Below are 17,720 nucleotides of genomic sequence, written 5' to 3' on the forward strand. Positions count from 1 at the left end.
CGTCCTCCTCTCGCGGTTCCGGGGCGGGGGCCGCGGCCGGGGTCTCCGTCATGGTCGTCACGGTCCTCAGACGTCGATCTTGGACATGCGGCGGATCAGCACGAACCCCAGCGCGTACAGGCCCAGGCTGACGATCACCGCGGCCTGCCCGTAGAAGGAGTCGGTCATCCGTTCCAGCGCCCCCGGCATCACGCGGTCCAGCAGCAGCAGCGCACCGAGGCCGAAGGCCGGGACGGCGTAGGCGGTGACGGTGATCTGGGAGAGCTGGGTGCGGACCTCGCGCCGGGTCTCCTTCCGTTCCTCCAGGGTCTTGGTGAGATTGCGCAGCGAAGCGACGACGGTGCCGCCGGCCCGGTTGGAGAGGATCAGGGTGGTGACGAGGACGGAGAGCTCCCGGGAGGGCAGCCGTTCGGCCAGTTCCCCGAGCGCGTCGTCGATCGAGTGTCCGACGCCCAGCTTGTCGGCGACCCGCGCGAGTTCCTCCCCGGCCGGTGCCTCCAGTTCCTCGGCGGCCATGGCGAGTGCGGTGCGGAGGGCCAGTCCGGCCTGGGTGGCGTTGGCCAGGACCCGGGCGAGTTCCGGCAGTTGGTTGATGAACTTCTCGTTCCGCCGGGCGCTCTGCCAGCTGAGGAAGGCGCGGGCGGCCCAGAGGCCGATGAGGCCCGCCACAGGGCCGAAGAAGGCGGCGAGCAGGGAAGCCGCGATCAGCCAGAGGGCGGCGATCCCCCCGGCCACGCAGACGAAGAACTCACCCGGGGTGACGTCCAGCCCGGTGGCCGCCAGCCGCCGTTCCAGCCGGTTGCCGAAGCGGGTCCGCCGCAGCTTCCGGTCGACGGTGCCGAAGCGGCGCTCCCGGCCGCCGACCGCGGGCGGCTTGCCCGGCGAGGTGAGCCGGTCGATGAGGTCACGGCGCTGCGCCCGGCCGGCCGCGTAGGCGTGCACACCGGCGACGCCCAGCACGCAGCACAGCAGGGCGGCGCCGAGCGTCAGCAGCGGAAGATTGGCCTCCAGGTTCATGGCGGTCAGCTCGCCTCCCGGATCGTGAGCTGGTCCTCGGAGGCGGCGATCCCGTAGCCGGGCGGCACCGGCTCGCCCGCCAGATGGAGCCGGTCCGCGACGCGGCGGGGCAGCGGGAAGTGGCCGAAGGTGCCGCGCACCACCCGGTCGGCGCCCACGGGCCGGGGCTCGAAGCGTGCGACGGTGGCGATCCGGTACGTCTCCCGGCCGTGCGAGGAGAGCAGGACGATCTCGCCGACCTTGCGGCTGCCGTCGGCGTGCCGGGAGAGCTGGACGATGCAGTCGACCGCGCTGTTGATCTGGTCCCGGAGCGCCTCGTAGGGGATCTTCACCTCGGACATGGAGGCCAGGGTCTGCAGCCGCATCAGGGCGTCCTCGGCGCTGTTGGCGTGCACGGTGGCCAGGGAGCCGTCGTGGCCGGTGGACATGGCCTGGAGCATGTCGAGGGTCTCGCCGCCGCGGACCTCGCCGACGATGATCCGGTCCGGGCGCATGCGGAGGGAGTTGCGCACCAGGTCGCGGATGGTGATCCGGCCCTTGCCCTCGACGTTGGGCGGGCGGGTCTCCAGCCGGATGACGTGGGACTGCTGGAGCTGGAGTTCGGCCGCGTCCTCGACGGTGATGATGCGTTCGCCCTCCGGGATGAGGCCGGAGAGGGCGTTGAGGAGGGTGGTCTTCCCGGAGCCGGTGGCGCCGGAGACGATCACGTTGAACTTGGCCCGGACCAGACCGGAGAGGAGCATCATCATCCGCTCGTCGAGGGTGCCGAGGTCGATCAGCTCCTGGAGCCGGTAGGCGCGCGGGAAGCGGCGGATGGTGAGGGTGGCGCCGCTGAGGGAGAGCGGCGGGATGATGACGTTGACGCGCTCGCCGGAGGGGAGGCGGGCGTCGACCATCGGATTGGCCTCGTCCACGCGGCGGTTGACGGTGGAGACGATGCGTTCGATGGTCTGCATCAGCTGCTCGTGCGAGGCGAAGCGCACCGGCACCCGTTCGACCCGGCCGGCGCGTTCGACGTAGACCTGGTCGGGGCCGTTGACCATGATCTCGGTGACGGACGGGTCTTCGAGCAGCGGTTCGAGCACGCCGAGGCCGAGGGCCTCGTCCACCACGCGCCGGATGAGCTGGGCCCGTTCGGAGGTGGAGAGGACCGGGCCTTCCCGGCTGATGATGTGCCCGAGGACGCGTTCGAGGCGGGCCCGGCGCTCGGCGGCGGCCAGCGCGGACATCTCGGCGAGGTCGATCTCCTCCAGCAGCTTGGCGCGGTAGACGGCGACGAGGTGCCCGTCCTCGCGGGTGCCGCCGTTGTCCTCGGGTGAGGTGACGCGCGCCCTCAGGCTCATGGTGTGCTCCTCGTCGTCCGTGCCGTGCTGGTCCGTGCGGTGCCGGTCCGTGCGGTGCCGCGGCCGTTGGGGCGCTCCGGGGCGCCGTGCGGGCGGTCAGTCGCGGGGCATGGTGGCCCTCTTGGTGACGGTGCCGAAGTCGCCCACCCCGGGGATGAGCGAGGGGATGGTGACGGTGGCGGTGGCGATGGCCTCCTCGTCGCCGCCGCCGATGCCGATGCTGGTGCCGTCGGCGAGCCAGCTGCTGACCGCGGCCCGTCCGGCCGCCGCCGGGTCGGCGTCGGCCTCCTCGTAGGAGGCGGTGCGGGCGGCGGCCCGGGCGGCCGTGCCGGCCTGGGAGACCGTGTGGGCGACCACGCCGAGCTGGATCGCGGCGAACGCCACCAGCAGCAGGACGGGGACGAAGCCGATGAACTCCACGGCCACCTGGCCGCGTTCGCGTGCTGCGCCGCGGACGGTCCGGGCCCGCCCCGCGACCGCGTCCGCCGCCGCGCCGTTCTCCGCGGCGCTGTCCGTCGCCGCCGCACCGTCCATCGCCATCGTCATGGCCTGCCCTCCTCCGCCGCGCCGGCGCTGCCGTTCACGGTGACCGGGAAGGCCACCGCGCCCGGGAAGAGCACCGGCACCTCCAGCCCGACATCGGCCTTCCACAGCCCGTCCTCGCGCACACAGCTCACGGACGCGCCGCTCCGCCACGCCCCCGGCAGGTCCTCCACCGCGGCCGTCTCGCACGCCCCCGCGCTCTGGGCGGCGGTGGCGGTGCGCGCCCCCTGGTCGGCCGCGTGGCCGGCGAGCGAGTAGGTGTAGCCGAGCAGCGCGCACTGCCAGCACAGGATCAGCACCACGGCCAGCAGCGGCACCATGCCGAGGAACTCCACCGCGACCTGCCCGCTGTCGCCGCCCCGGCCGCCCGGCCGCCCTTCGGCCCGCCCCGCCGGCGCCGCAGGCTCAGCGCGCCCCGGTCGCCGTACTTCTCGACCGCCCGCCCCGCGCGCCCCGGCCGGGCGTCCCCGTCCCCGCGGGATCGCCCGCCAGGCCGAGTTCGGCGGCGAGGGCCCACAGCGCCTGCTTGACGGAGGACCGGTGGTCGAGGTCCTGGAGGCGCCCGGCGTCCACGGCCGGCTGGAGTTCCTTGAAGCCGGCCGGCACGGCGGTCCGGGCGACCCGTGTGCCGGTGATCCGTTCGACCAGCGGCGGCTGGATCTCGGTGGCGCGCGTATGCCGGTTGACGAGCGTCAGGGTCTCCTCGGCCTTGCGGATCTGGAGCCGGTCCCAGAGCCGTACCAGGCGTTTGGCGGCGCGGACCGCGACCACGTCCGGGGTGGTGACCATCAGCGCGGTGTCGGACATCTCGACGGCGGCCGCGTTGGCCCCGTTCATCTGGGTGCCGCAGTCGATGACGACGACCTCGTAGCGGGTCCGCAGCGAGCTGACGATCTGCCGGGCCGCCCGGTCGGTGACCTCCTCGCCCCGCTCGCCGTCCGCCGGGGCGAGCAGCAGCCCCAGACCGGTCGCGTGGTCGCAGACCGCGTCCTGGAGGACGCGCGGCGAGATGTCGTTGATCTGCGCCAGGTCCACCACCGAGCGCCGGAACTGCACATCGAGGTAGGAGGCGATGTCGCCGGACTGGAGGTCCATGTCGACCAGCGCGGTGCTCCGCCCGGAGGCGCGGGCCGCCAGCGCCAGCTGCACGGCCGTGACGGTCGTCCCGACACCGCCCTTGGCGCCGGTGACGCTGACGACGGTGCCGCCGGGCCCGCCGGGCGTCTCCGGACCGGCCCCCAGATGGCGCCGGACCCCGGCGGCCCACTGGGCGGCGCCCTGCACCCGGGCGGACAGCTCCTCGTAGTTCAGCGGCAGCGCGACGAGCCCCCGGGCGCCCGCGTCCATGGCGGCCTGGAAGAGCTGCGGCCCGGCGTCGGCCGAGACGAGCACCACCCCGACCGCCGGGAAGCGGAGCACGGTCTCCCGGACGAGGTCGAGGGCGGGCACCGGCCCGATCCGTTCGTGGACGACGACGACCTCGGGGAGTTCCCCGACCGATTCCCCCGCGAGCCGCGCGAGGGTGTCGAGGAGGGTGGTGGAGTCGGGGACGGGCGGTGCCGGTTCGGCGTCGGGGAGCTGGCTGAGCAGGGTGGTGAGGGAGCGGGCGGCCTCGGGGTCGCCCGCCGCGGGGAGGATTCTCGTGGTCATCCGTGCCTCACTTGTCCCCGTCGAGGGTGTACGTGCGGTCGCGCGGGCGGATGGACTCGGTGCCGCCGGGCGCGACGAGGGCGAGCCGGACGTGGGAGGCGAAGGACTCGGCGTAGGCGACCCGCTGGGCGTCGAGAGTGCCGAGGGCGAAGGTGATCGGCACCGCCTCGGTGGTCTGCCCGCGCCGCCTGGCGTCGTCGTCGCGGTCGAAGGGGGTGAGTTCGCCGACGTCGATGACCTCGGCACCCTCGACGATCACCTTGGACTGCGGCTCGGCGTCCCCGTCCCGGCCGTCGAAGGTGGCGTAGATGTTGACCCGGGCGCCGGGGCGGATCTTGCCGGCCACCCCGGTGGCGGCGTCGATCATGATGGCGATCTCCTGTTCGCCCTCCTCCAGCGCCGGGCGTTCGACGATCATGTCGCGCTGGAGCAGCGAGCCCTTGCGGAGCGGGGTGAGCGCGATCTTGCCGGTGAGGTCGCGGAGATCGGTGACCGCGGTCTCCGGAAGCCAGCGCTCCGGCATGGTGATCTCGTCGAACTTGGCCGCGGACAGTTCCTCGTAGGGCTGTATGTCGGACTTGACCTCGTAGGCCGTGGTCTCCGGGCCGACCTTGGACCGTACGTCGCCGATCACCATCAGGACTCCGACGAAGGCACCGGCCGCGCAGAGGACGGAGAGCAGGAGCAGGATCACTCCGCGGCGCTGACGTGAGTTCATCGGCGTAGAACCTCGTTCGGGGACGTGTCCGGGGCGGACGGGGGCTGGAGCGGGCGGGCACGGGGCGGGTGGCTCCGGGCGGCCGGCTAGGTGGCGGCGCCGGAGGTGAGGGCCGCGCTCCCGGCGGCCACCGGGGAGCAGCAGAACGCACAGCGGTCGCCGATCAGTTCGAGACCGCACCAGCGGCACTCGGTGGTGCGGACCGAGGCGACGAGCTGGTAGAGGATCGACAGATCGGGGATGGCCGCGGCGAACTCGACGAGCCGGCCGCTGCCCCACCAGCGGGCGGAGTCGGCGGGCAGGGTGGCCTCCCGCACGCTGTGCACGCGCCAGGCGGGAACGAGGGTGCTGAACACCCAGTCGGACGGGGACTGGCCGCGGGCGACCACCAGTTCGGTGCCGTACTGGGGGCCGCCGGGGACCGTGCCACCCGGGGTGACGCGGGTGAGCCGCGGCTCCGGGCTCGCGAGGACGGCGAACTGGCTGCCGGGAACCCAGGACTTGGCGTGCTCCCGGAGGCCCACGGGCACATGGTCGAGACGGGAGACGGAGGAGAGCAGCGCGCCGGCGTGGACGTAGTGGGTGAGCAGCCGCGCGGCCGAGCCGAGGATGCCGGGGCTGAAGTCGCAGAGCGAGAGACGGCGCAGCTGGTGGGCGAGGACGGCCACGGCCAGCGGGGGTAACTCCAGGCGGAGCAGGGCTATCCGGTCGCTCTCCAGGATGGAGCGCACGCCGTGCAGCCGGCGGTGGACGGCACCGGGCACCGAGGCCGGGTAGAGGACGATCAGATAGCCGTGGCTCTCGATCAGTCCGTAGGTCCGGGCGAGCGCGTCCTCCAGCGGCATCTCCGGCGCGAGGACGGTGGCGGGCGGCGTCTGCCGGTCGAGGGCCGGGAGAACGAGGTCGGGGGCGGTGACTGCTATCGCGGTGTGCACGTCAGGTTTCCCCGTTCACTCCGGCGGCCGGGCTGCGGACGCCGTGGACCAACCAACACTGCGCAGCGCAACTGCTTCGCTACTGTCACAGCACTTTATCCGTGTCGTCTGCATTGGAGAACAGTTCGCCGGTATCGGGGAATTCGATCTTCAACTGACACCGGGGCGTCTTCCGTCTCTTCTGTGGACGAACCGTCGGGCCCCTCCCCCGCCCCCCGCTCACCAGGGGAGTTCCCGGACCTGCTGGACGCAGAGCACGACGAAGAGCAGCCCCGCGGCGGCCAGCATGACGTTGCTGAGCGCGCCGTTGCGCCACTCGCGCGGGGTGCGGCCGGAGTTGAGCAGCCACAGCAGCGTCAGGGCGAGGAACGGCATGAAGAAGGCGCCCAGGACGCCGTAGACGATCACGAGCCCGAACGGCCGGTCGAGGAAGAGCAGGCTGATGGGCGGGAAGGTCAGCCAGAGCAGATAGGCCCGGAAGGGCAGCGACTTCTCCGCCGCTCCGGTGGCGAGTCCGGTGACGGCGGGGTCGGGCTTCCCGGTGACGCCCGTGCCGGCGGCCGTGCCCGCGGCGGCCGTGTCGTCCGCCGGTGCGGCGGGCTCGGGGACGGGCGCGGGCGCCGCGGCACGGGCGGCCGCGCGGTCGGCAGCGCGGTCGCGGCGGATGCGCTCCACGAAGTCGGTGAACAGCAGGCTGACGCCGTGCCAGACGCCGATGAGCGAGGAGAAGGAGGCGGCGAAGAAGCCGATCAGGAAGAGCTTGGCGGTGGTGGCGCCGAAGCGTGCCTCCAGCACCTCGCCCAGGGCGAGCAGGCCCTTGTCGCCGCTCGCCAGCGCGATGTTGGCGGAGTGCAGCAGCTCCGCGCCGGTGATCAGCATCGCGATCACGAAGACGCCGGTCGTCACATAGGCGACGCGGTTGTCGAGCCGCATCACCTTCATCCAGCCGGGGCCGGTCCAGCCCTTGGCGTTGACCCAGTACCCGTACGCGGCCATGGTGATGGTGCCGCCGACGCCGCCGATCAGGCCGAGGGTGTACAGCAGCGAGCCGTCCGGCAGCGCGGGCACCAGCCCGGCGACGGCCGCGGGGACGTCCGGGCCGACCCGCAGCGCCACATACACGACCACCACGAACATCACGCCGACGAGCACGGTCATGGTCTTCTCGAAGACGGCGTAGTGGTTGAACCAGACGAACACCAGGCCGATCAGACCGGTGATCACCGCCCAGGTCTTGAGACCGAGGAAGTCCGGGAAGAGCGCGGCGAGCGGCAGGGCGCTGGAGGACATGGCGGTCGCGCCGTAGACGAAGCCCCAGATGACGACGTAGCCGGCGAAGTAGACGGTGGTCCACGAGCCGAGGCTGCGCCAGCCCTCGAACAGGGTCTGCCCGGTGGCCAGATGCCAGCGCCCGGCGGCCTCGGCGAGGGAGATCTTGACGACGCATCCGATGACGGCGGCCCACAGCAGGGTGTAGCCGAACCGGCTGCCCGCGATCAGGGTGGCGACGAGGTCACCGGCGCCGACGCCCGTCGCGGCGACGACGATGCCGGGGCCGATGTACCGCCAACTCGACCTGCGCGGCCGTCCGGTGACGGGCCCGGCGCTCTCCCCCGCCTCGTCCGTACGTGTCACTGGCCCGCCTCCGCGTCCGTACCGCCGCTGCCGTCACTGCCGTTGCCGTCGCCGCTGCACTGCCGCCGCCGCTGTCGTTGCCGTGCGCCGCTGCCGGCCGGCACGGGAGACCGGCCGGGGGGCGCGGGCGCACAAGAAGTGCCATTCCCCGCGGGCGTCCGCTCCACTCCCGCGCCGGCCCCGCTCCCCGCCCGCCCGCTCGCTCCCGCGGTGGCCCCCCCGCCGGTGCGCCTCCCGCCCGTCGGCGGGCCGTAACCCGTGCCCGCTAGGGTCCCGGCCATGAACACCACCTCTCCCGGCGAGGCCCCGGCCCTGCGGCGGCGGCTCGGGCTCTTCGACGCCGTCGTGATCGGTCTGGGCGCCATGGTGGGCGCGGGCATCTTCGCCGCGCTCGCGCCCGCCGCCGCGACGGCCGGCTCGGGGCTGCTGCCGGCGCTGGCGGTCGCGGCGGTCGTCGCGTACTGCAACGCCACGTCCTCCGCGCGGCTCGCGGCCCGCTACCCGGAGTCGGGCGGCACCTATGTCTACGGGCGGGAGCGGCTCGGCCCGTTCTGGGGCCATCTGGCCGGCTGGGGGTTCGTGGCGGGCAAGACGGCGTCCTGCGCGGCCATGGCTCTGACCGTGGGGGCGTACGCGTGGCCGGGGCACGACCGGGAGGTGGCGGTGGCGGCCGTGGTGGCGCTGACGGCCGTGAACTACCGGGGAGTCCAGAAGTCGGCCTGGCTGACCCGGGCGATCGTCGCGGTGGTGCTCGCCGTGCTGGCGGCCGTGGTGACGGCCGGGCTGACCTCGCCGGAGGCCGACGGAGCGCGGCTGGCGCTCGGCGGCGACGCCTCGCCGGCCGGGGTGCTGGGCGCGGCGGGGCTGCTGTTCTTCGCCTTCGCCGGATACGCGCGGATCGCCACGCTCGGCGAGGAGGTGCGCGATCCGGCGCGCACCATCCCGCGTGCGATCCCGCTGGCGCTCGGCATCACGCTCGCCGTGTACGCGGCCGTGGCCGTCGCGGCGCTCGCGGTGCTCGGCCCCGGCGGGCTGGCGGACGCCGGCGCGCCGCTCGCCGAGGCCGTGCGGGCGGCGGGCGTGCCGGAACTGGCGCCGGTGGTGCGCGCCGGCGCGGCCGTCGCGGCGCTGGGTTCGCTGCTCGCGCTGGTGCTCGGTGTCTCCCGGACGACGCTGGCCATGGCCCGGGACGGGCATCTGCCGTCGGTCCTGGCCGCCGTCCACCCGCGGTTCCGGGTGCCGCACCGGGCCGAACTGGCGGTCGGCGCGGTGGTCGCCGTGCTGGCGGCGACGGCGGATCTGCGCGGGGCGATCGGCTTCTCCTCGTTCGGGGTGCTCGTCTACTACGCGATCGCCAACGCCTCCGCCCGGACGCTGAGCCGGGAGGAGGGACGGCCGCCGCGCGCCGTCCCGGTCATCGGGCTGGCGGGCTGTGTGCTGCTCGCCGTCACGCTACCGCTGCCGTCGGTGGTCACGGGCGCCGCCGTGCTGGCGACGGGCGCGGTGCTGTACGGCGTGCGGCGGGGCGCACGGCGCGCGGACTGAGAGCCGCGGAACGCGGGCCCGCTGCCGCCGAACTCTCGGCCGTCTGTGCGAGATCGTCCGGCCGTCCGGGCGAGACCGCCCGGCCGGAACCGGCATGGCCTCTTCCGGTCGGCGCGGCACCATTGACCCGCCCATGCCAAGGCCCCAGCATGACGCAGCATGCGACTGCCATCACGCGGCCAACGGGTCACCGCCCTCGCCGCTCTTCTGACGCTCGCGCTGGCCGTTCCCCTGACCCAGGCCGGCACGACTCCCCCCACCGACCGTGCGGACGCGCTCACCAGCGTCGCGTCCGCCGAAGAGACCCCCCGTCAGTACGAGGTCGCGGGCCCCGCCACCGCGGCCCAGCGCACCCGCCTGCTCGCCACCGGCGCCTCCGTCGACGAGGTGCGCGACCACTCCGTCGTCGTCTCCGCGGACTCCCGGCAGGCTCGCGAGCTCCGCGCCCTCGGCTACACGCTGGAGCCGCTGCCCGCTCCCCCGTCCCGGCGGGCGGGCGAACAGAGCCTGCGCGCGGCGGACTTCCCGCCGGCCGACGCGAAGTACCACAACTACGCCGAGGCCGCGGCGGAGATCAACTCCCGTGTCGCCGCCCACCCGGACATCATGAGCAAGCGGGTGATCGGCAAGTCCCACGAGGGCCGCGACATCGTCGCCGTCAAGATCAGCGACAACGTGAGGACGGACGAGGACGAGCCCGAGGTCCTCTTCACCCACCACCAGCACGCCCGCGAGCACCTCACCGTCGAGATGGCGCTCTACCTCCTGCGCGAACTGGGCGAGGACTACGGCACCGACGCGCGCATCACCAAGGCGGTGAACGACCGGGAGATCTGGATCCTGCCGGACCTCAACCCGGACGGCGGCGAGTACGACATCGCCACCGGCTCCTACCGCTCGTGGCGCAAGAACCGGCAGCCCAACGCCGGCTCCTCGGCCGTCGGCACCGACATCAACCGCAACTGGCCCTACCAGTGGGGCTGCTGCGGCGGCTCCTCCGGCAGCACCTCCTCGGAGACCTACCGGGGCCCCTCGGCCGAGTCCACCCCCGAGGCGAAGACCGTCACCGACTTCGTCCGGAGCCGGGTCGTCGGCGGCAAGCAGCAGATCAAGGCCGGCATCGACTTCCACACCTACAGCGAGCTGGTGCTCTGGCCGTACGGCTACACCTACTCCGACACCGCGGGCGGCATGACCCGGGACGACCGCGACGCCTTCGCGGCCATCGGCCGGAAGATGGCCGCGAGCAACGGCTACACCCCGCAGCAGTCGAGCGATCTCTACATCACCGACGGCAGCGTCAACGACTGGATGTGGGGCGACCAGAGGATCTTCTCGTACACCTACGAGATGTATCCGTCCTCGGCCTCCGGCGGCGGCTTCTACCCGCCCGACGAGGTGATCGAGCGGGAGACCAGCCGGAACCGGGACGCGGTGCTCCAGCTGATCGAGAACGCGGACTGCATGTACCGCTCCATCGGCAAGGAGACCCAGTACTGCGCCTCCGGCTGAGCCGGTGACGACGACGCGCCCCCGGGGGGAGGGCCCGGGGGCGCGTCCGCCGTGCCGGGGCCCTCCGGCTCGCGGCCGGGCACCGGAATCCGTCACCGGTCCGCACACCGCCGCCCGCGGATGCGGGAGGATTCCGGGAGTCCCACCCGCACCGCAGCCCGCGGAGGCCCGATGACCGCCGAGCACCCCACCGACCATGCCGCCGCCCGCCTGGCCGAGGAACGGGTCGACCACCGTTTCAAGGGACTGCCGCCGGACGCCGCCGGCCTGACCGTCCGCGAACTGGCCGCTCAACGCCGGTCCTTGTTCGGCGGCGGCTTCACCACGCCGGTCCTGGCCCTCTCCGCCGAGGCGCTGGAGCACAATCTGGCCCTGATGGGCCGCTACGCCGCCCGGCACGGGCTGGCCCTCGCCCCGCACGGCAAGACCTCCATGGCCCCGGCCCTCTTCGAACGCCAGCTGGAGCACGGCGCCTGGGGCATCACCGCCGCCGTCCCGCACCAGGCCCGCGTCTACCGCGCGTTCGGCGTCCGCCGGATCTTCCTCGCCAACCAGCTCGTCGACCCGGCCGCCCTCCGCTGGCTCGCCGGGGAGCTCGACGCCGACCCGGAGTTCCGCTGCGTCGTATACGCCGACTCCGTGCGCGGAGTCGAACTGATGGACACCGCCCTGAGCGCCTGCGGTGCCACCCGGCCCGTCGAGGTGGTGATCGAACTGGGTGCCGGACAGGGAGCGCGTACGGGGGCGCGCACGGACGACGACTGCGCGGCGGTCGCCGCGGCCGTCACCGCCGCCCGCACCCTCCGCCTGACCGGCGTCGCCGGGTACGAGGGCGAGGTGCCCGGCGCGGACCCCGAGCGGGTCACGGCCTGGCTGCGCCGGCTGGTCGCCCTCGCCGGCGCGCTCGACGCGGCCGGCCACTTCGCGGACACCGAGGAGATCGTCGTCAGCGCGGGCGGCAGCGCCTGGTTCGACGCGGTCGCGCAGGTCTTCGGCGAGATCCCGGCCCTGTCCCGGCCGGTGCTCCGGCTGCTGCGCTCCGGCGCGTACGTCTCGCACGACGACGGTCACTACCGCCGCCTCACCCCGTTCAACCGGATCCCGGAGGAGGGCGCTCTGCGGCCCGCCTTCCGGCTGTGGGCGCAGGTCCTCTCCCGCCCCGAGCCGGGCCAGGCGTTCCTCAACGCGGGCAAGCGGGACGCCCCCTGCGACCTGCACCTGCCGGAACCGCAGCTCGTGCGGTCCGCGCGGGACGGTGCGGAGCGGCCCGCCACCGGCCTCACGGTGACCGCCCTGTCCGACCAGCACGCCTGGCTGGACGTCGCGGAGGAGGGCCGGGTCCTGGAGGTCGGCGACTGGGTGGGGCTGGGGCTGTCGCATCCCTGCACGGTCTTCGACAAGTGGCAGCTGATCCCGGTGGTGACGGCGGACGGCACCGTCACGGACTTCGTCCGCACCTTCTTCTGACGGCGCCGTTCCGCGTCCGCGGGCTCCGGCCGGAGGCTGACGGCCGTCCCCGTGAGGTCCGGTGCGGCACGGACAGGTGTGCGAACACCCGCCCCGGCGCGGGGCGAACACCCGCGCGATCGGGCGTGGCGGAGCTCACATCGACCTCCCCGCCGGCGGCTCCACCGCTCCGCGCCCGCCCGGCCCCGTCTCCCGTCCGCCTGCCCCGGCCCGCCCGGCCGCCGGCTTCCGCTTCCACTTTCGAAGCCGCGCGGACTCTTCCGGCCGGTGTTCCGCATGCGCCGGACAGCGGTCGCTTCCGCATCGAAGACGGCTGCCGAACGGGCCGTCCGGCAGCTCCCCCCGGTCCGCGCCCGCCGGGCGACGCGCAGCTCACAGGGTCCCCCGGCGGGGCGCCCCCCGCGTGGCGGAAAACACCGAGCGGCTCCACCCGGGCGGCCGTATGGTGGCGAACATGCAGGTGATCCAGTCAACGAAGCTCGCCAATGTCTGCTACGAGATCCGGGGTCCGGTTCTCGAGGAGGCCATGCGGCTGGAGGCGGCGGGTCACCGCATCCTCAAGCTCAACACCGGCAACCCGGCGCCGTTCGGCTTCGAGTGCCCGCCCGAGATCCTGGAGGACATGCTCCGGACGCTGGGCGACGCGCACGGCTACGGCGACGCCAAGGGCCTGCTCACGGCCCGGCGCGCGGTGATGCAGCACTACCAGACCAAGGGCATCGAGCTGGACGTCGAGGACGTCTACCTCGGCAACGGCGCCTCCGAGCTGATCCAGATGTCGATGCAGGCGCTGCTCGACGACGGCGACGAGGTGCTGGTCCCCTCCCCCGACTACCCGCTGTGGACGGCCGCCGTCTCGCTCTCCGGCGGTACGGCCGTGCACTACCGCTGCGACGAGCAGTCCGACTGGATGCCGGACCTCGCCGACATCGAACGCAAGGTGACCGACCGCACCAAGGCGATCGTCGTCATCAACCCGAACAACCCCACCGGCGCGGTCTACGACGACGAACTGGTGCGCGGCATCGCCGAGATCGCCCGCCGCCACCATCTGATCGTCTGCTCCGACGAGATCTACGACAAGATCCTCTACGACGGCGCCTCCCACACCCCCACCGCCGCTCTCGCCCCGGACCTGCTCGTCCTCACCTTCAACGGCCTGTCCAAGGCGTACCGGGTGGCGGGCTACCGCAGCGGCTGGCTGGCGGTCTGCGGGCCGAAGGAGCACGCCTCCAGCTACATGGAGGGGCTGACGATCCTCGCCAATATGCGGCTGTGCGCCAATGTCCCGGCGCAGCACGCGGTGGCGGTCGCCCTCGGCGGCCGGCAGTCGATCAACGAGTTGGTGCTGCCGGGCGGCCGGCTGCTGGAGCAGCGCGACACGGCGTACGAGGCGCTGACGCGGATCCCGGGCGTGAGCTGCGTCAAGCCGAAGGGCGCGCTGTACGCCTTCCCGCGGCTGGATCCCAAGGTCTACAAGATCAAGGACGACCGGCAGATGGTGCTGGACCTGCTCCGCGCCGAGAAGATCATGATCGTGCAGGGTACGGGCTTCAACTGGCCCGAGCCGGACCACTTCCGGCTGGTCACCCTCCCGTACAAGGAAGATCTGGCGGACGCGATCACCCGGATCGGGGAGTTCCTGGACGGCTACAGCCAGTTCTGAGCCCGCCGGCACCGGCACCCGCACCGGGGGGTCGGCACGGGTGCCGGAGGCGCCGGCACGGGGCGGAACCGGGCCCGCCGGGATTCCGGATGCGAACAGAGTCAACTTTAGACAGAATCCAAGCTAGGATGGTCCCCTCACATGAGGAGGCCATCCATGTACGAACCGATCCGCTCCAAGTCGGTCCACGCCATGGGAGAGCCGACGCCGCTGCCCCGCCGGCCGCGCCAGGAGGAGCTGGACATCCAGCTCGCCGGGCATCTGGCCGCGCTGCTGACCGTGACCGACGAGCTGCGGGCCCTCGCCCCGGATCCGTCCCTGGACCGGGCCGCGCAGCGGCTCACCGAACGCGTCACCCGGCTCCGCGACGGTTCCCGGCCGGCCCGCTCCGCCGCCGCTCCCGCACAGGAGCGGCCGGACGCCGACCAGGTCGCGTCGCTGCACCGCCGCGCGCACACGCTCGCCGGGCGCGCCCTGGTCGTGGCCGCGTCGCGCGCGGACACCGGTGCCGCGATCCTCTCCGCCGAGCGCATGGACGCGCATGCCGCCGCCCTGGACGGCGCCGGTTCCGCCCTCTCGGGGGCGGCCCACTGACGCGCCGGGGCCGCGCCCCGCATCAGCGCCCGCGGCCCCGGCGCAACCACCGAAACCCGATGGCCGGGTGCGGCACGAAGCCGCACCCGGCCATCGGTGCGTCCGGTCGGGGCCGTCCCCGTACCACGCGGTACGGAAACCGGTGCCGTCAGCCGAGACGGCGGACGAGAGCGCGGTACTCGTCCCACATCTCCTTGGGCGTGTGGTCGCCGAAGGTGCTCAGGTGCTCCGGGACCAGGGAGGCCTCGTCCCGCCAGGTGTCGAGGTCCACGCTGAGCAGGAAGTCGAGGTCCTCCTCGGCCAGGTCGAGCCCCTCGGTGTCGAGGGAACCCTTGGCCGGCAGGACGCCGATCGGCGTCTCGACGCCCTCGGCTACACCCTCCAGGCGCTCGACGATCCACTTGAGCACGCGGCTGTTCTCGCCGAAGCCGGGCCACACGAAGCGGCCGTCGGCGTCCTTGCGGAACCAGTTGACGTAGTAGATCTTCGGCAGCTTCTCCGCGTCCGCCCGCCGGCCGATCTTCACCCAGTGGGCCATGTAGTCGCCCATGTTGTAGCCGCAGAACGGCAGCATGGCGAACGGGTCGCGGCGCAGCTCGCCGACCTTGCCCTCGGCGGCGGCGGTCTTCTCGGAGGCGACGTTCGCACCGAGGAAGACGCCGTGCTGCCAGTCGAAGGACTCCGTCACCAGCGGCACGGCCGAGGCGCGGCGGCCGCCGAAGAGGATGGCCGAGATCGGCACGCCCTTCGGGTCCTCCCACTCGGGCGCGATGATCGGGCACTGGCCGGCCGGGACGGTGAAGCGGGCGTTGGGGTGCGCCGCCGGGGTCCCCGACTCCGGGGTCCAGTCGTTGCCCTTCCAGTCCGTCAGGTGCGCCGGGGGCTCCTCGGTCATGCCCTCCCACCAGACGTCACCGTCGTCGGTGAGCGCCACGTTGGTGAAGACGGCGTTGCCCCAGAGGGTCTTCATGGCGTTGGCGTTGGTGTGCTCGCCGGTGCCGGGGGCGACGCCGAAGAAGCCCGCCTCCGGGTTGATCGCGTAGAGCCGGCCGTCCTCGCCGAAGCGCATCCAGGCGATGTCGTCGCCGATGGTCTCCACGGTCCAGCCGGGGATCGTGGGCTCCAGCATGGCGAGATTGGTCTTGCCGCAGGCCGAGGGGAAGGCGGCGGCGACGTACTTGGACTCACCGCGCGGCGGGGTGAGTTTGAGGATCAGCATGTGCTCGGCGAGCCAGCCCTCGTCGCGCGCCATGACGGAGGCGATGCGCAGGGCGTAGCACTTCTTGCCGAGCAGGGCGTTGCCGCCGTAGCCGGAGCCGTAGGACCAGATCTCGCGGGACTCCGGGAAGTGCGAGATGTACTTGGTCGTGTTGCAGGGCCACGGCACGTCGGCCTCGCCCTCGGCCAGCGGGGCGCCCAGGCTGTGCACGGCCTTCACGAAGAAGCCGTCGGAGCCGAGCTCGTCGAGGACGGGCTGCCCCATCCGGGTCATGGTCCGCATGGAGACCGCGACATACGCGGAGTCGGTGATCTCGACGCCGATCGCGGACAGCGGCGAGCCGAGCGGGCCCATGCAGAAGGGCACGACGTACATCGTCCGGCCGCGCATGGAGCCGCGGAAGACCCCGTCCTCACCGGTGAAGATCTCCCGCATCTCGGCGGGGTCCTTCCAGTGGTTCGTCGGGCCGGCGTCCTCCTCCTTCTCGGAGCAGATGAAGGTGCGGTCCTCGACACGCGCCACATCGCTCGGGTCGGAGGCGGCGTGGTACGAGTTCGGCCGCTTGATCGGGTCGAGCCTGGTGAAGGTCCCCCTGGCGACCAGCTCTTCGCAGAGGCGTTCGTACTCGGCCTCGGAGCCGTCACACCACACGATCCGGTCCGGCTGGGTGATGGCGGCGATCTCGCCGACCCAGGAGACCAGTTCCTGGTGGTTGGTGGGTGGGTTGGTGGCCACGGGGGTCTGGGGGTCGCCCCCGGGAGACACAGCGCTGAGCGCCACGATCACTCCGTTCCGCCGGAACCGCGCCGCTCCGGCGTCAGATAGCGAGGGTCATACGGGCATCACTGTCCCTGATACCCGCATATGTCATTAGTTGCCCCGTGGGGGCTGCGACCCGGATGCGTCCTGTGCGCTCATCCGGTGCCGACCGCACTCATTTGATCATCCGCCTGTGCGGCTCATCTGTCCAGAGGGCAGCCCACGTGAGCATCGCCACTCGCACCCGCCTTATTCGGGCCACTCGGACCCCCGCAAGTTACGGTCCCGTAGCTAGCATTGACCCATGACTGCCCCATCCGGCGCCTCACGCGAGGCCGTGCAACACGACGACAACGCGCCCTCCGAGACCTCCGGTGTGCTCCCGCAGGCCAATTCCAAACCCGTCAAGCCGCGGCTGCGGGGCTGGCTCCACGCGGGCATGTTCCCGGCGGTCCTGATCTCCGGCGTCTTCCTGACCGCGCTGGCCGACACCGACCCCGGCCGGATCGCCTGCGCCGTCTTCACCCTCACCGCCTGCCTGCTCTTCGGCGTGAGCGCGCTCTACCACCGCGGCAACTGGGGGCCGCGCGCGAACGCCGTCCTGCGCAGACTCGACCACGCGAACATCTTCCTGATCATCGCGGGCACCTACACCCCGCTCACGATCCTGCTGCTCCCCGACGGCACCCGGGAGACGCTGCTGTGGGCGATCTGGGCCGCCGCGCTGATCGGCATCGCCTTCCGCGTCTTCTGGGTGGGCGCCCCGCGGTGGCTCTACACCCCCTGCTACATCGCGATGGGGTGGGCGGCCGTCTTCTTCCTGCCCGACTTCCTGCGCGAGGGCGGGATCGCGGTGCTGCTGCTCGTGATCACCGGCGGGCTGCTCTACAGCGCCGGCGGTGTCATCTACGCACTCCAGCGCCCCAACCCGTCACCGCGGTTCTTCGGCTTCCACGAGGTGTTCCACTCGCTCACCCTGGCGGCCTTCATCGCGCACTACATCGGCATCTCGCTGGTGGCGATCTGACGACGTCGGACGCCCCGCAGGGCCACCGCGGGGCGCGGTGCGGCAACCGGGGCGACGGCTCGCTGATGCCCCCGGGCCCCCTCGCCCCGC

General features: G+C 72.9%; 15 protein-coding genes. 6 read left to right on the plus strand and 9 right to left on the minus strand.

Going from position 1 to position 17,720, the window contains the following annotated elements; all coding sequences use genetic code 11:
* Nucleotides 1–66: 66 nt before the first annotated feature.
* The 8 genes from E4N63_RS11600 to E4N63_RS11635 form a co-directional block, all read right to left on the minus strand.
* Entirely contained in the window at nucleotides 67–1,017 is a 951-nt protein-coding gene (locus E4N63_RS11600) for a type II secretion system F family protein (protein WP_125626413.1), read from the minus strand.
* A gap of 5 nt (nucleotides 1,018–1,022) precedes the next feature.
* Nucleotides 1,023–2,360, minus strand: coding sequence for a CpaF family protein (locus tag E4N63_RS11605; RefSeq protein WP_125626414.1), 1,338 nt, complete (start codon nucleotides 2,358–2,360; stop codon nucleotides 1,023–1,025).
* Nucleotides 2,361–2,456: 96 nt separating this feature from the next.
* Nucleotides 2,457–2,906: a TadE/TadG family type IV pilus assembly protein gene (locus E4N63_RS11610; protein ID WP_230240582.1), complete on the minus strand. Its 450-nt coding sequence runs from the start codon at nucleotides 2,904–2,906 to the stop codon at nucleotides 2,457–2,459.
* Entirely contained in the window at nucleotides 2,903–3,238 is a 336-nt protein-coding gene (locus E4N63_RS11615) for a TadE/TadG family type IV pilus assembly protein (RefSeq protein WP_230240583.1), read from the minus strand. Before E4N63_RS11615 ends, E4N63_RS11610 begins: the two co-directional genes overlap by 4 nt.
* A 70-nt stretch (nucleotides 3,239–3,308) precedes the next feature.
* Entirely contained in the window at nucleotides 3,309–4,553 is a 1,245-nt protein-coding gene (locus E4N63_RS11620) for an AAA family ATPase (RefSeq protein ID WP_230240584.1), read from the minus strand.
* Nucleotides 4,554–4,560: 7 nt separating this feature from the next.
* Nucleotides 4,561–5,271, minus strand: a complete 711-nt coding sequence (gene cpaB / locus E4N63_RS11625; RefSeq protein WP_230240585.1) for a Flp pilus assembly protein CpaB — start codon at nucleotides 5,269–5,271, stop codon at nucleotides 4,561–4,563.
* A gap of 86 nt (nucleotides 5,272–5,357) precedes the next feature.
* Nucleotides 5,358–6,206 (minus strand): hypothetical protein, encoded by an 849-nt coding sequence (locus E4N63_RS11630; protein WP_125627041.1) that lies wholly within the window; start codon nucleotides 6,204–6,206, stop codon nucleotides 5,358–5,360.
* A 219-nt stretch (nucleotides 6,207–6,425) separates the two neighbouring features.
* Nucleotides 6,426–7,841 carry an Nramp family divalent metal transporter gene (locus E4N63_RS11635; protein WP_230240586.1) on the minus strand — a complete coding sequence of 472 codons (1,416 nt, stop codon included), beginning with the start codon at nucleotides 7,839–7,841 and terminating at the stop codon, nucleotides 6,426–6,428.
* Nucleotides 7,842–8,120: 279 nt separating this feature from the next.
* On the opposite strand from E4N63_RS11635, the gene E4N63_RS11640 reads away from it, so the two are divergent.
* The 5 genes from E4N63_RS11640 (at nucleotide 8,121) to E4N63_RS11660 (ending at nucleotide 14,625) form a co-directional block, all read left to right on the plus strand.
* Nucleotides 8,121–9,386, plus strand: a complete 1,266-nt coding sequence (locus E4N63_RS11640) for an APC family permease (RefSeq protein WP_230240587.1) — start codon at nucleotides 8,121–8,123, stop codon at nucleotides 9,384–9,386.
* 159 nt (nucleotides 9,387–9,545) lie between these two features.
* Nucleotides 9,546–10,898, plus strand: a complete 1,353-nt coding sequence (locus tag E4N63_RS11645; protein WP_125626254.1) for a M14 family metallopeptidase — start codon at nucleotides 9,546–9,548, stop codon at nucleotides 10,896–10,898.
* Nucleotides 10,899–11,069: 171 nt separating this feature from the next.
* A complete protein-coding gene (locus E4N63_RS11650) occupies nucleotides 11,070–12,365 on the plus strand; it encodes an alanine racemase (protein WP_230240588.1) in 1,296 nt (431 codons plus the stop codon).
* Nucleotides 12,366–12,819: 454 nt separating this feature from the next.
* Complete coding sequence (locus tag E4N63_RS11655; protein WP_125626256.1) at nucleotides 12,820–14,031, plus strand: pyridoxal phosphate-dependent aminotransferase; 1,212 nt, start codon at nucleotides 12,820–12,822, stop codon at nucleotides 14,029–14,031.
* A 156-nt stretch (nucleotides 14,032–14,187) separates the two neighbouring features.
* Nucleotides 14,188–14,625, plus strand: coding sequence for a hypothetical protein (locus E4N63_RS11660; RefSeq protein ID WP_230240589.1), 438 nt, complete (start codon nucleotides 14,188–14,190; stop codon nucleotides 14,623–14,625).
* A 148-nt stretch (nucleotides 14,626–14,773) separates the two neighbouring features.
* Here the strand turns inward: E4N63_RS11660 and E4N63_RS11665 are convergent, their stop codons facing one another.
* Nucleotides 14,774–16,579 carry a phosphoenolpyruvate carboxykinase (GTP) gene (locus E4N63_RS11665; protein WP_125626259.1) on the minus strand — a complete coding sequence of 602 codons (1,806 nt, stop codon included), beginning with the start codon at nucleotides 16,577–16,579 and terminating at the stop codon, nucleotides 14,774–14,776.
* 328 nt (nucleotides 16,580–16,907) lie between these two features.
* On the opposite strand from E4N63_RS11665, the gene E4N63_RS11670 reads away from it, so the two are divergent.
* Nucleotides 16,908–17,630 (plus strand): hemolysin III family protein, encoded by a 723-nt coding sequence (locus E4N63_RS11670; RefSeq protein WP_125626258.1) that lies wholly within the window; start codon nucleotides 16,908–16,910, stop codon nucleotides 17,628–17,630.
* The last annotated feature ends 90 nt before the right edge of the window (nucleotides 17,631–17,720 follow it).

This window comes from Streptomyces sp. MNU89 (genome assembly GCF_020982505.1).
GTDB lineage: Bacteria > Actinomycetota > Actinomycetes > Streptomycetales > Streptomycetaceae > Streptomyces > Streptomyces xinghaiensis.